Annotated in this window: 12 protein-coding genes; 7 read left to right on the top strand and 5 right to left on the bottom strand. The window is 71.3% G+C overall.

Translation table 11 applies throughout. The features are described from left to right. Positions 1-11: 11 nt before the first annotated feature. Positions 12-1,490: an NCS2 family permease gene (locus ABIQ69_RS10495; protein WP_350347067.1), complete on the top strand. Its 1,479-nt coding sequence runs from the start codon at positions 12-14 to the stop codon at positions 1,488-1,490. Positions 1,491-1,568: 78 nt separating this feature from the next. Here ABIQ69_RS10495 and ABIQ69_RS10490 read toward each other — a convergent pair whose 3' ends face one another. Continuing rightward, positions 1,569-2,858: a solute carrier family 23 protein gene (locus tag ABIQ69_RS10490; RefSeq protein WP_350347066.1), complete on the bottom strand. Its 1,290-nt coding sequence runs from the start codon at positions 2,856-2,858 to the stop codon at positions 1,569-1,571. 147 nt (positions 2,859-3,005) lie between these two features. Here ABIQ69_RS10490 and ABIQ69_RS10485 point away from each other — a divergent pair, with 147 nt between their 5' ends. Continuing rightward, positions 3,006-3,356 (top strand): DUF4190 domain-containing protein, encoded by a 351-nt coding sequence (locus ABIQ69_RS10485; protein WP_350347065.1) that lies wholly within the window; start codon positions 3,006-3,008, stop codon positions 3,354-3,356. Between the two features lie 107 nt (positions 3,357-3,463). After that, positions 3,464-5,056, top strand: coding sequence for an aspartate ammonia-lyase (locus ABIQ69_RS10480; RefSeq protein ID WP_350347064.1), 1,593 nt, complete (start codon positions 3,464-3,466; stop codon positions 5,054-5,056). 77 nt (positions 5,057-5,133) lie between these two features. Here ABIQ69_RS10480 and ABIQ69_RS10475 read toward each other — a convergent pair whose 3' ends face one another. The 3 genes from ABIQ69_RS10475 to ABIQ69_RS10465 all read right to left on the bottom strand — a co-directional run bounded on the left by ABIQ69_RS10475 (position 5,134) and on the right by ABIQ69_RS10465 (position 7,771). Continuing rightward, positions 5,134-6,009 carry a fumarylacetoacetate hydrolase family protein gene (locus ABIQ69_RS10475; protein WP_350347063.1) on the bottom strand — a complete coding sequence of 292 codons (876 nt, stop codon included), beginning with the start codon at positions 6,007-6,009 and terminating at the stop codon, positions 5,134-5,136. A gap of 137 nt (positions 6,010-6,146) precedes the next feature. After that, on the bottom strand, positions 6,147-6,899 hold the full coding sequence (locus ABIQ69_RS10470) for an SDR family oxidoreductase (protein ID WP_350347062.1): 753 nt from the start codon (positions 6,897-6,899) through the stop codon (positions 6,147-6,149). Then, the gene (locus tag ABIQ69_RS10465) at positions 6,896-7,771 is read right to left on the bottom strand and encodes a fumarylacetoacetate hydrolase family protein (protein ID WP_350347061.1); all 876 of its coding nucleotides are present in this window, start codon (positions 7,769-7,771) and stop codon (positions 6,896-6,898) included. The genes ABIQ69_RS10470 and ABIQ69_RS10465 overlap by 4 nt, the downstream gene beginning before the upstream one ends. A gap of 166 nt (positions 7,772-7,937) precedes the next feature. Between ABIQ69_RS10465 and ABIQ69_RS10460 the strand changes: the two genes are divergently transcribed. Genes ABIQ69_RS10460 through ABIQ69_RS10445 form a run of 4 tightly spaced genes read left to right on the top strand, consistent with a single transcriptional unit; the run spans position 7,938 to position 11,618 of the window. Continuing rightward, the gene (locus tag ABIQ69_RS10460; protein ID WP_350347060.1) at positions 7,938-9,239 is read left to right on the top strand and encodes an enolase C-terminal domain-like protein; all 1,302 of its coding nucleotides are present in this window, start codon (positions 7,938-7,940) and stop codon (positions 9,237-9,239) included. Continuing rightward, positions 9,236-10,222 carry an aldo/keto reductase gene (locus ABIQ69_RS10455; protein ID WP_350347059.1) on the top strand — a complete coding sequence of 329 codons (987 nt, stop codon included), beginning with the start codon at positions 9,236-9,238 and terminating at the stop codon, positions 10,220-10,222. Before ABIQ69_RS10460 ends, ABIQ69_RS10455 begins: the two co-directional genes overlap by 4 nt. Continuing rightward, complete coding sequence (locus tag ABIQ69_RS10450; protein WP_350347058.1) at positions 10,219-11,127, top strand: amidohydrolase family protein; 909 nt, start codon at positions 10,219-10,221, stop codon at positions 11,125-11,127. The genes ABIQ69_RS10455 and ABIQ69_RS10450 overlap by 4 nt, the downstream gene beginning before the upstream one ends. Positions 11,128-11,162: 35 nt before the next feature. After that, positions 11,163-11,618, top strand: a complete 456-nt coding sequence (locus ABIQ69_RS10445; RefSeq protein WP_350347057.1) for an RbsD/FucU domain-containing protein — start codon at positions 11,163-11,165, stop codon at positions 11,616-11,618. Between the two features lie 106 nt (positions 11,619-11,724). Here ABIQ69_RS10445 and ABIQ69_RS10440 read toward each other — a convergent pair whose 3' ends face one another. Further along, complete coding sequence (locus tag ABIQ69_RS10440) at positions 11,725-12,396, bottom strand: FadR/GntR family transcriptional regulator (RefSeq protein ID WP_350347056.1); 672 nt, start codon at positions 12,394-12,396, stop codon at positions 11,725-11,727. Positions 12,397-12,414: the final 18 nt, after the last annotated feature.

The raw sequence follows: 12,414 nt of genomic DNA, 5'->3' as shown, positions 1-12,414 counted from the left end.
ACATCCCGCGCATGACCGACGCCACCCCCACCACGACCGACACCGCAGACACGCCGCCCTCGGGCGGCGGATTCCGGTCCAGGCTCGACCGGTTCTTCGAGATCTCCGCCCGCGGCTCCTCCTTCGGGGCCGAGATCCGCGGCGGTCTCGTCACGTTCGTCACGATGGCCTACATCGTCATCCTCAACCCGATCATCCTGTCGTCGGGCACGGATGTCTCGGGCGACCAGCTCGGCTTCGCGCAGGTCTCGGCCGTCACGGGTCTCACCGCGGGCGTCATGACGATCCTCTTCGGCCTCGTCGCCCGGCTGCCCTTCGGCTTCGCGGCCGGTCTCGGCATCAACTCGTTCCTCGCCGTCTCGGTCGTCGGTCAGGTGACCTGGCCCGAGGCCATGGGCCTCGTCGTCATCAACGGCCTCATCATCGTGCTGCTCGCGGCCACCGGGCTCCGGCGCCTGATCTTCAACGCGGTGCCCATCCAGCTGAAGCTCGCGATCACGGTCGGCATCGGCCTGTTCATCGCGTTCATCGGCTTCGTCGACGCCGGGTTCGTCACCTCCACCGGCCTCGGCTCGCCGCCCGTCGGCCTCGGCGTGAACGGCTCGGTCGGCACCGTGCCGACGCTCGTCTTCGTCTTCACGCTGCTGCTCACCGGCATCCTCGTCGCGCGGAAGGTGAAGGGCGGCATCCTCATCGGCCTGGCCTCCGGCACGGTGCTCGCGATCATCATCGAGGCCATCTGGAACCTCGGCCCGAAGGTGTCGGGCGACGAGGTCAACCCGAACGGCTGGGGCCTGTCCGTGCCCGACCTGCCCGCGCAGTGGGTGAGCCTGCCCGACCTGTCGCTCGTCGGCCAGGTGTCGTTCGGCTCGTTCGAGCGGATCGGCGTGCTCGCCGCACTCATGCTCGTCTTCACGCTCGTGTTCACGAACTTCTTCGACGCCATGGGAACGATGACCGGCCTGTCGAAGGAGGCGGGACTCGCCGACGCGAAGGGCGACTTCCCGCGCCTGAAGTCGGCGCTCGTGGTCGAGGGCGTCGGTGCGGTCGCCGGCGGTCTGACGTCCGCGTCGTCCAACACCGTGTTCATCGAGTCCGGCGCCGGCATCGGCGAGGGCGCTCGGACCGGCCTCGCGAACATCGTCACGGGTGCGCTGTTCCTCGCGGCGATGTTCTTCACCCCGCTCGTGTCGATCGTGCCGAGCGAGGTCGCCGCCGCGGCCCTCGTCATCGTCGGTGCGCTGATGATGAGCCAGATCTCCTCGATCGACTTCCGCGACTTCTCGGTGCTGCTGCCGGTGTTCCTCACGGTCACGGTGATGCCGCTGACGTACTCGATCGCGAACGGCATCGGTGCGGGCTTCATCGGCTGGGTCGTCGTGCGGGCGCTCTCGGGCAAGGCCAAGGAGATCCACCCGCTGCTGTGGGTCGTCGCGGCGGGCTTCCTGATCTACTTCGCGCGCGGCCCGATCGAGGCGCTCTTCGCCTGATCGCGAGCTGGAACGACGGATGCCCCGGGCGATTCGCCCGGGGCATCCGTCATTCTCGGTGCGACGCGGTCGCGTCGTTCAGGCCGTGCCGCGGAGCCTCGCGATGCCGTTCATCACGTGGTAGATCACGATCGCGGCGATCGTGCCGAGCGCGATGCCGTTGAACGAGATGCCGTCGCCGAAGGCGAACGTGAAGTCGGCGATGCCGATGATGAGGGCGGTCGCCGCGGTGAACTGGTTCACCGGCTTGGCGAAGTCGACCTTGTTGTCGAGCCAGATCTTCACGCCGATGATGCCGATGAGTCCGTACAGCGCCGTCGTGACGCCGCCCAGCACGCCCGGCGGGATCGTGTTGATGACGGCCCCGAACTTCGGCGAGAGCCCGAGCAGCACTGCGACGATGCCCGCCACCCAGTACGCGGCGGTCGAGTACACGCGCGTTGCGGCCATGACGCCGATGTTCTCGCCGTACGTCGTGGTGCCGGAGCCGCCGAAGAAGCCCGCGACAGTCGTGGCGAGGCCGTCGGAGAACAGCGCCCGACCGGTCGAGGCGTTCACCGACGGGTCCGTCATCTGCGCGACACCGCGGATGTGACCGACGTTCTCCGCGATCAGCACGAGCACGACCGGCAGGAAGGCGGGCAGCAGCCCCCACACGGCGGCATCCGCGAAGGGGTTCGCCGGCAGATGGAAGGTGGGCAGGCCCACCCAGGCCGCCTCCTCGATCTTCGTGAAGTCGACCTCCTGCTGAATCACGGCGGCGATGTACCCGACCGCGACGCCGAGCAGGATCGACATGCGCGCGAGGATCCCGCGGAACGCGACGGACGCGACGATGACGGCCGCGAGCGTGATCAGGGCGGTGAGCGGGGCCTGCACGAAGTTGTTCTTCGCCGCGGGCGCGAGGTTGAACCCGATGAGCGCGACGATGGCGCCGGCGACGACGGGCGGCATCAGCGCGTCGATCCAGCGTGTGCCGACCCACACGACGAGCAGACCCACGAGCGCGAGCAGGACACCGACGGAGACGATGCCGAAGAGCGCGGCGCCCATGGGGTCGTCGGCCGCCTCGGACGCGGTCGCCGCCGTGATCGGCGCGATGAACGCGAACGAGGAGCCGAGGTAGCTCGGCACTCGGTTCCGGGTGATGACGAGGAAGAGCAGCGTGCCGATGCCCGAGAAGAACAGGGTCGTGGCCGGCGGGAAGCCGGTGAGCAGCGGCACCAGGAAGGTCGCGCCGAACATGGCGACCACGTGCTGCGCACCGAGACCGATGGTGCGCGGCCACGACAGCCGTTCGCCGGGCGCCACCACGGCATCGGGGGCGACGTGCTTGCCGTCGCCGTGGACGGTCCAGGGCAGGGTCATAGGACTCCGTTCAGGAGGAGGGGCGGGGATCGAGCCGATGCTATCGGTTCGGCGGCCCGCCGCCCCGACGATCCGGGGGCTAGCCCCATGTCGCGGCCGCCGGGCTGCTCCTAGCGTGGAAGCACATCCACGAGAGGACGCCCCATCATGACCACCGCAACCGACACCTCGACGCAGGCGCCGTTCACGCAGCCGGGCACCGCGCACCCCGCGTACGGCTCGGGCACGCCCGTGGGCGCCGTCGTCCCCGAGGAGACGAAGGGCTTCAGCATCGCGAGCCTCGTGCTCGGCATCGTGTCGATCGTCGCCGGGTTCACCTTCTTCGTCCCGATCGCCGGCCTCGTGCTCGGCATCCTCGCGCTGAAGCGCGAGCCGGCGTCGCGCACCATGGCGATCTGGGGCGTGGTGCTGAACGGCGTGCTGCTCGCCGGCGCCGCGCTGTTCACGATCGGCGCGCTGGTGTTCGGCCTCGCGCTGCTGCCGTTCGCCTTCATCTGATCGCCCGGGCGCCGCGGATCCGGCGCCTCCACCACGACGGCCCGCCCCGACCGGGGCGGGCCGTCGCCGTGCTTCGACCCGGCGGCGGCGTGCCGGGTAGGCTCGTGATGAGGTGCGGCGACCCCGCGCCCGTCGTTCCGAACCCGTGCGGCGACCCCGCGCGGCCCGAGGCAATGGAGCCCATCGTGTCGATCCCGACCGTCCACCCGTCATTCGAGCGGCGCCTGGAGGCGAGCGTGCATCACCCCGAACCCGACGTCCCCACCCGGACCGAGACCGATTCGCTCGGCAGCGTCGAGGTGCCGGCCGCCGCGTACTGGGGCGTGCACACGATGCGCGCGCTCGAGAACTTCCCGATCTCCAAGCGCCCCATCTCGGTCTACCCCGACCTCATCGTCGCCCTGGCGCAGGTGAAGCAGGCGGCGTCGCGCGCCAATCGCGAGGTCGGCGTGCTGGATGCGAAGAAGCAGGCGTGGATCGACGAGGCGTGCCAGCGGATCATCGACGGCGAGCTGCACGAGCAGTTCGTGGTCGGCGTGATCCAGGGCGGCGCCGGCACGTCGACGAACATGAACGCGAACGAGGTCATCACGAACCTCGCGCTCGAGATCGCGGGCTATCCCAAGGGCCGCTACGACGTCCTGCATCCGATCGACGACGTGAACCGCAGCCAGTCGACGAACGACACGTACCCGACGGCGTTGAAGCTCGCGATGACCTCCTCGCTCACGACGATGCTCGGCGAGCTCGACCTGCTGCGGATCTCCTTCGCCCGGAAGGGCCGCGAGTTCCACGACGTGCTGAAGGTCGGCCGCACCCAGCTGCAGGACGCGGTGCCGATGACCCTCGGCCAGGAGTTCCACGGGTTCGCGACGACCCTCGGGGAGGATCTCGCGCGACTCAGGGAGACCATCAAGCTGCTCTCCGAGGTGAACCTCGGTGCGACCGCCATCGGCACCGGGATCACCGCGGACCCCGGCTACGCGGCCGCCGCCGTGCGCCATCTCAGCGAGATCACGGGCCTGCGGCTCGAGTCCGCGCCCGACCTCATCGAGGCGACGAGCGACACCGGCGTGTTCATGACGTTCTCGAGCGCGCTGAAGCGCAGCGCGATCAAGCTGTCGAAGATCTGCAACGATCTGCGACTGCTCTCGTCCGGTCCGCAGGCCGGGTTCGGCGAGATCAACCTGCCGCCGCGGCAGGCGGGCTCGAGCATCATGCCGGGCAAGGTGAACCCCGTCATCCCCGAGGCGGTGAGCCAGGTGGCGTACGCGGTCGCCGGCGCCGACGTGACCGTGATGATGGCGGCCGAGTCGGGTCAGCTCCAGCTGAACGCCTTCGAACCGGTCATCGCGCACTCGCTGCTGCAGTCGATCACCTGGATGCGCCAGGCGTGCTGGACCCTCCGGGTCAACTGCATCGAGGGCATCACGGCGAACACCGAGCGGCTCGACCTCATGGTCGGCTCGAGCGTCGGCGTCATCACGGCGCTCATCCCGTTCATCGGCTACACCGAGGCGGCGACGCTCGCCAAGCAGGCGCTGAAGACGGGGCGGCCGGTCGCCGACCTCGTCGTCGAGGCGGGGCTGATGACCCGCGCCGATGTCGAGAAGCAGCTCTCGCCGTCGCGGCTGTCGGGCGTGCACCCGGTCACGCAGACGATCCCCGTGATCGACCTGCAGTCCGAGCCGCACGAGTAGCCGGGGGCCGCGCGCGGCGCGCCACCCGCGGTGTCGCGATGCGATGAGCGGATGCCCCGGGTCGAGGCATCCGCTCGTCAGATGACGCGGCAGTGCGTGGTGAGCGAGCCGATGCCCTCGATCGTGACCGTGACGGTGGCCCCGTCGCGGAGGAACACCTGCGGGTTCCGGGAGTAGCCCGCGCCGCCGGGGCTGCCCGTCGAGATGAGCGTGCCCGGCGGGATGGTCGCCGAGCGAGACAGGTAGGAGATGATCTCGGCGACGCCGCGGACCATCTCGTTCGTCGAGGCGTCCTGCAGGATGCGGCCGTCGAGGTTGGTCGTCAGCCAGAGGTCTTGGGGGTCGGCGATCTCGTCGGCGGTGACCACGACCGGGCCGGTCGGCGTGAAGCCGTCGAACGACTTGCAGCGCGACCACTGGGCCTCGCTGAACTGGATGTCGCGAGCCGTGATGTCGTTGACGACCGTGTAGCCCCAGACGTAGTCGAGGGCGTCGCGCGTGTGCACGGCCCTGGCGGGGCGGCCGATGATGACGCCGAGCTCGGCCTCGTAGTCGACCTGGGTGGAGAGGTCTTCGGGCCAGGTGGTGGTCTGGCCGTGCCCGGTGAGCGAGTTCGGCCAGAGCGAGAAGATGGTCATGGCCGACTCGGAGCGGAGCTTCAGCTCGCTGGCGTGTGCGGCGTAGTTCGCGCCGATGGCGAGCACCTGCGGCGGGCGGAGCACGGCCGAGGAGTGCCGGAGTGCGGCGACCGGGGTGAGCTCGCCGCCGGCGGCCAGGGTGACGTCGACGGCGGTGCGGACGGCGTCGAGACCGGGTTCCCCGCGTTCGATGAGGTCTTGCAGATCTCGCGGCGGCTCGGGCATCACGTCGTCGAGGAAGAGCGCCGACTCGCCGACGACCACCGCGAGCCTCGGGACGGACTGGCCTTCAGCTCTGAGGTGCGCGAATCTCACTCGGTCTACGCTATCCCGACTCGGGTCGGGAATCGCTGACGTCGTGTACAGCGAACGGTGCTCCGCACGACACGACGTCGACAAACGGCGCGGACGCAGGGCCGCGGAGCCCCGACCCTGCGTCCGCGCCGGTCGGCTCAGGATCGCGGGCGGAGGCGGAGCTCGTGCATCCCGCCGTCGACGGCGAGTCCGATGCCGGTCGTCGATCCGGCCGCGGGGCTCGCGAGGTACGCGACGGCGCCCGCGACCTCGTCGGCCGACACCAGCCGGCCGTGCGGCTGGCGGGCTTCGAGCGCCGCGCGCTCGGCGGCGGGGTCGTCCGCCGCGTCGAGGAGCCGGCCGACCCAGGGCGTGTCGGCGGTGCCCGGGTTCACCGCGTTCACCCGGATGCCCTCGGCGAGGTGGTCGGCGGCCATCGCACGGGTCAGCGCGAGGACCGCGCCCTTGCTCGCACTGTAGAGCGCCCGCTGGGGCAGGCCGGCCGTCGCGGCGATCGACGAGGTGTTCACGATCGCCGCCGCGGGGGAGCGCCGGAGATGCGGCAGCGCCGCACGGCTCACCCGGGCGAGGCCGACGACGTTGACGTCGAGCACGCGCGCCCATTCCGCGTCGTCGTTCGCGGCGATGTCGCCCTGGGCGCCGATGCCCGCATTGTTCACGAGGATGTCGAGGCGGCCGAACTCGGCGATCACGCGCTCGACGCCCTCCCGCACACTGGCGTCGTCGGCGACGTCGACCGCCACCGCGAGATCGGCGTCCGCGCCCTCGGGCCGGAGATCGAAGACCGCGACGACGGCACCGTCGGCCCGCAGCCGGCGCGTGATGGCCGCGCCGATGCCGGATGCCCCGCCCGTGACGACCGCGACGAGCCCGTCGAACTCGCCGCTCATGCGCTGACCTCCGCGGCGGGGGAGGCCACGACTCGCTGGCGCTGCCGGCCGAGGCCCTCGATCTCGAGCTCGACCACGTCGCCCGGTGCGAGGTACGGGAACCGGCCGGACAGGCCGACCCCCTCTGGCGTGCCGGTGAGGATGAGGTCGCCCGGCTCGAGGACGAGGAAGCGGCTCAGCTGGAAGACGATCTCGTCGATGCCGAAGATCAGGTCGCTCGTCCGCGAGTCCTGCCGGGGTTCGCCGTTCACGAAGCTCGTGAGTCGCACGTCGTCGGCGTCGACCTCGTCTGGCGTCACGAGCCACGGACCCGTGGGGCAGAACCCGGGAGCCGATTTGCCCTTCGACCACTGGCCGCCCGACAGCTCGATCTGCCATTCGCGCTCGGAGAGGTCGTTCGCCGCCACGAAGCCCGCGATGCAGGCACGTGCCTCGGCGGGGGAGCCGAGGTAGGAGGTCCGTCGGCCGATGACGATGCCGAGCTCCACCTCCCAGTCGGTCTTCGTGCTCCCGGGCGGGATCTCGACGTCGTCGTCGGGACCGACGACGGTGTTCGGGGACTTCATGAACATCACGAGCCGGTCGGGCGGCGCCGAACCGGATTCGGCGGCGTGGGCGGCGTAGTTCATCCCGATGCAGTACACGGCCGACGGCCTCGCGATCGGGGCGCCCACCCGGAGGCCGCGGACCTCCTCGGGCGACCGCACGGGCAGGTCGCCCGCGGCGAGGGCCGCGCGGGCGCGCTCGACGCCGCCGCCGGCGAGGAAGGCGCCGTCGAGGTCGGCCGTGAGGCCGCGCAGATCGAACACGCGCTCGCCGTCCACGAGCACGGGGACTTCCCGGCCGACTGGGCCGAGGCGGGCGAATCTCATCAAGGGTCCTTTCGACGGAGGAGCGGGGGTCGACCGGCCGAGGCCGGGCCGAACATCCGAGCGATATGCCCCGTTAACGAGGCATCCTGCGTGATTCTTGCACATTCACCGTCGGTTGACACGTGAGACATCAGATGTCTAGGCTCGGCCGACATGAGAGGACGCCATGAGCACGATCGTCAGCGTTGACACCAGGGACATCCGTTTCCCCACCTCCCTCGCCCTCGACGGCTCGGATGCGATGAACACCGACCCCGACTACTCCGCGGCCTATCTCGTCATCCGCACCGATGCGCCCGACGGGCTCGAGGGCCACGCCTTCGTCTTCACCATCGGCCGCGGCAACGACGTGCAGGTCGCGGCCCTCGAGACCCTCCGCGGGCACCTCCTGGGCCGCGACGTCGACACACTGCTCGCCGACATGGGGGCGGCGTCGAGGCTGCTCACCCACGACTCGCAGCTGCGCTGGCTCGGCCCGGAGAAGGGCGTCATGCACATGGCCATCGGCGCGGCCGTGAACGCCCTCTGGGACCTCAGGGCGAAGCGCGCCGGCCAGCCGCTCTGGCGACACCTCGCCTCGCTCAGCCCGGAGGAGCTCGTCTCCCTCGTCGACTTCCGGTACCTCAGTGACGCGATCACCCCCGACGAGGCCCTCGCGATCTTCCGCGCCGCCGAGCCCGGCCGCGCCGAGCGCGCCGCCCGCCTCGAGGAGATCGGATACCCCGCGTACACCACGAGCCCTGGGTGGCTCGGCTACTCCGACGAGAAGCTCGACCGGCTCTGCCGCGAAGCGGTCGCCGAGGGCTTCCCGCAGATCAAGCTCAAGGTCGGCGCCGACCTCGACGACGACCGACGCCGGCTCGCCATCGCCAGGGCCGCGGTCGGACCGGACTTCCCGATCGCCATCGACGCGAACCAGCGGTGGGATGTCGCGGACGCCGTCGCCTGGGTGAGCGCCCTCGCCGAGTTCGACCCCGCGTGGATCGAGGAGCCGACGAGCCCCGACGACATCCTCGGCCACGCGGCGATCGCACGCGGCGTCGCGCCTGTCCGCGTCGCGACCGGCGAGCACGTGCAGAACCGCATCGTCTTCAAGCAGCTCCTCCAGGCGGGCGGCATGGACGTCATGCAGATCGACGCGACGCGCGTCGGCGGCGTCAACGAGAACATCGCGAACCTCCTGCTGGCGGCGAAGTTCGGCGTGCCCGTCTGCCCGCACGCGGGCGGCGTCGGCCTCTGCGAGGCCGTGCAGCATCTCTCGATGTTCGACTACGTGGCGGTGTCCGGCACGATGGACGGGCGCATGATCGAATACGTCGACCACCTCCACGAGCACTTCGCCACGCCCGTCGTCGTCGAGCGCGGCCGCTACCTCGCCCCCGCGGCGCCCGGCGCCGGCACCGAGATGCTCCCCGACTCCATCGAGGCGTACACCTGGACGGGTGCGCACGCCGGAGCCTCCGCATGACCAGGGCGGCAGCATCCGCAGGCGCCGCCGCAGTCGCCGAACGGCTCGGCCCGCTCGCCTTCGGCGGCGCACCCATCGGCAACCTGTACCGCCCCGTCTCCGACGAGGAGGCCTGGGCGGCGCTCGAGGCGGCGTGGGAGGGAGGCATCCGGTCCTTCGACACCGCTCCGCACTACGGGCTCGGGCTCTCCGAACGTCGCCTGGGACGCTTCCTGCGGACCAAGCCGCGCGACGAGTACATCGTCTCCACGAAGGTCGGCCGTCTGCTCGAGCCGAATCCGGAGTTCACCGGCGGCGACGACCTCGCCGACGGGTTCGCCGTGCCCGACGAGCTCGTCCGCCGCTACGACCCCAGCGAGGCCGGCGTCCGGCGCAGCCTCGAGGAATCGCTCGAACGGCTGGGACTCGATCGTGTCGACGTCCTGTACCTGCACGACCCCGACGTCTACGACCTCGACCGCGGCATCGCGGAGGGGCTGCCGGCCCTCGCGCGGCTTCGCGACGAGGGGCTCGTCTCCGCGGTCGGCATCGGCACCAACGATCAGGATGCCGCGGCCCGGGCGGTGCGCGAGGGTGACGTCGACGTGGTCATGCTGGCGGGGCGGTACACGCTGCTCGAACAGCCCGCGGCCGTCGACCTGCTGCCCCTCTGCGAACGCCGGGAGGTCGCCGTGGTCGCCGCCGCCCCGTACAACTCGGGCCTGCTCGCGACCGACGAGCCCGACCCGGAGGCGACGTACAACTACGGCCGTGTCCCGTCGGACGTACTGGAGCACGCCAGGGCGCTCGCCGCCGCCTGCCGGGCTGAAGGTGTCCCGCTGCCGGTCGCCGCGATCCGGTACCCGCTCCGGCACCCCGCCGTCCGCGCCGTCGCGGTCGGCACCGCACGAGCCGAGGCCGTGCGCGAGAACCTCGCCCGGCTCGATCAGGAGCTGCCGTCGGGGTTCTGGGAGCGCCTCGCCGACCAGGGGCTCATCCCGTGAGCCGCGTCGTCGACGCGCACCAGCACGTGTGGGACCGCTCCCGCAGCGCCTACCAGTGGATCACGCCCGACCTCGGCGAGCTCGACCGGGACATCCTGCCCGACGAGGCCCGACGCGCGCTCGCCGACGCGGGCGTCGACGCGGCCGTGCTCGTCCAGGCCGACGACTCCATGGACGACACCCGATACCTGCTCGAGGTCGCCCGCGCGCACGACTGGGTCGCCGGCGTCGTCGGCTGGGTGCCGCTCGACGACGAAGGCGCTGCGCGCGCGGCACTCGATGAGCTCGCCGAGGAGCCCCTGCTCCGCGGCATCCGCCACCTCGTCCACGACGACCCCCGCGACGACTTCCTGGAGCTGCCGGCCGTCCGCGCCTCGCTCGGAGCCGTGGCCGACGCCGGCCTCGCGTTCGACGTGCCCGACGCCTGGCCGCGCCACCTCGCCGGCGCCCGACGGGTGGCGGAGGCGTTGCCGGCGCTCACGGTCGTGATCGATCATCTCGGCAAGCCGCCGGCCGGAATCGACGCACTGGGCGCGTGGGAGTCCGAGCTCCGCGCCGTGGCCGCGCTGCCGAACACGGTCGCGAAGTTCTCCGGGCTGCACCGGCCCGGCGCGCCGTTCGATGCGGCGACCCTGCGTCCGCTGCTGCACGCGGCACTGGAGGCGTTCGGCGCCGACCGGCTCATGTACGGCGGCGACTGGCCGATGTCGCTGCCGCACGGCGGTTACGGTCCGACCTGGGCGCTCATGCGAGGGCTCATCGACGAACTCACCGCCGCCGAGCGTGCGGCGATCCTCGCCGGGAGCGCCGAACGGGTCTACGGGCTGACCGGGATCCGGTCCGTCCGCGGCTCGCGCACGGAGCATGCGCCGACGACGCGGATCGAGCGCTGCCCCACGGGGTGAGATCCTCGTCCCCGAGATCACGAAAGAGAGATCCCATGCTCAGCGGCATCCACCCGATCCTCACCGGCGACCTGCTCGCCGAGCTCGACCGCCTGGGTCACGGCGACGAGCTCGTCGTCGCCGACGCGAACTTCCCCTCGCACCGAGTCGCCGCCTCCGCCTCGCCCGTGGCCGTCGTCGACCTCCCCGGCCTCTCGTCACCCTCGGTCGTGGAAGCAGTGCGGACCGTGCTCCCGCTCGACACGTACGAGGTGCACTCCGTCCTGTTCATGGCCGCCGAGGACGGCGACCGTCCACCGGTGCAGCAGGAGCTGCTCACCGCGGCCGAGGCGCCCGAGGATCGGGTGACGGCGCTCGAACGCTTCGCCTTCTACGAGCGCGCCGCCCGCGCCCGGCTCGTCATCCGCACCGGGGAGTTCCGCCCGTACGGCAACCTGCTGCTCCGGAAGGGGGTCGTCGCCCCATACTCGCGAGGCGAGGCCGCTGGGTGACGGCGGACGACGTGCGGCCCGGCATCCGGTGCCAGGCCGGCGGCACGCCCGGCCGACCGCCGAGGTGCGTGCTCCGGCGCCGCCCGCGGAGACGCGAACCGCTGGCCTACAGCGCCCTCCGGAGCCACTGCTCGACCCCGCTGACGTGCACCACGGTGAGCGCCTGCGCGAGGTCGGCGTCGCCGGAGGCGATCGCGTCGAGGATGGCGTGGTGCTCCTGGAGGGTGCGGTCGACCGCGTTCTCCTGGGTGATGCCCCGCCAGATGCGGGCGCGCACGGTGTGGCTCGAGAGGGAGTCGATGAGGCTCGCGAGGTAGGCGTTGCCCGCCGCCTCGGCGATGCCGCGGTGGAACTCGAGGTCGTGGTCGACGAGACGCTCGACGTCGGCGGCGTGATCCACGCTCTCGACGACGTCCCTGAGGCGCGCGACCGCGTCGTTGTCGACGTGCCTGGCGGCGAGCGCGGATGCCGCGGGCTCGAGGATGCGCCGGACCGCGAAGATCTCGAGCACCGACTGGTCGTCGTGCAGGTCGACCACGAAGCTCATCGCCTCGAGCAGGAGGCGCGGCTCGAGGCTCGTGACGTACGTGCCGTCGCCGCGGCGCACGTCGAGCACGCGGATCACCTCGAGCGCCTTGACGGCCTCGCGGAGCGAGGAACGGGAGAGCCCGAGGCGGTCGCTGAGTTCCTTTTCGGGCGGGAGCCGGTCGCCGGGAGCGAGCTCGCCCGTGATGATCATCTCTTTGATCTTGAGGATCGCCTCGTCGGTGACGGCCATGGTCGCATCGTACCGGGC

Source organism: Agromyces sp. G08B096, from assembly GCF_040267705.1.
Classification (GTDB): Bacteria; Actinomycetota; Actinomycetes; order Actinomycetales; family Microbacteriaceae; genus Agromyces.
Note: the sequence above shows the minus strand (reverse complement) of the source record. Positions and strands in the feature narration are given on the sequence as shown.

Coding starts and splice junctions, on each gene's coding strand:
- ABIQ69_RS10495 (WP_350347067.1), top strand. CDS start 12: ATGACCGACGCCACCCCCACCACGACCGACACCGCAGACACGCCGCCC.
- ABIQ69_RS10455 (WP_350347059.1), top strand. CDS start 9,236: ATGACCAGGGCGGCAGCATCCGCAGGCGCCGCCGCAGTCGCCGAACGG.
- ABIQ69_RS10460 (WP_350347060.1), top strand. CDS start 7,938: ATGAGCACGATCGTCAGCGTTGACACCAGGGACATCCGTTTCCCCACC.
- ABIQ69_RS10470 (WP_350347062.1), bottom strand. CDS start 6,899: ATGAGCGGCGAGTTCGACGGGCTCGTCGCGGTCGTCACGGGCGGGGCA.
- ABIQ69_RS10480 (WP_350347064.1), top strand. CDS start 3,464: ATGAGGTGCGGCGACCCCGCGCCCGTCGTTCCGAACCCGTGCGGCGAC.
- ABIQ69_RS10465 (WP_350347061.1), bottom strand. CDS start 7,771: ATGAGATTCGCCCGCCTCGGCCCAGTCGGCCGGGAAGTCCCCGTGCTC.
- ABIQ69_RS10445 (WP_350347057.1), top strand. CDS start 11,163: ATGCTCAGCGGCATCCACCCGATCCTCACCGGCGACCTGCTCGCCGAG.
- ABIQ69_RS10485 (WP_350347065.1), top strand. CDS start 3,006: ATGACCACCGCAACCGACACCTCGACGCAGGCGCCGTTCACGCAGCCG.
- ABIQ69_RS10440 (WP_350347056.1), bottom strand. CDS start 12,396: ATGGCCGTCACCGACGAGGCGATCCTCAAGATCAAAGAGATGATCATC.
- ABIQ69_RS10490 (WP_350347066.1), bottom strand. CDS start 2,858: ATGACCCTGCCCTGGACCGTCCACGGCGACGGCAAGCACGTCGCCCCC.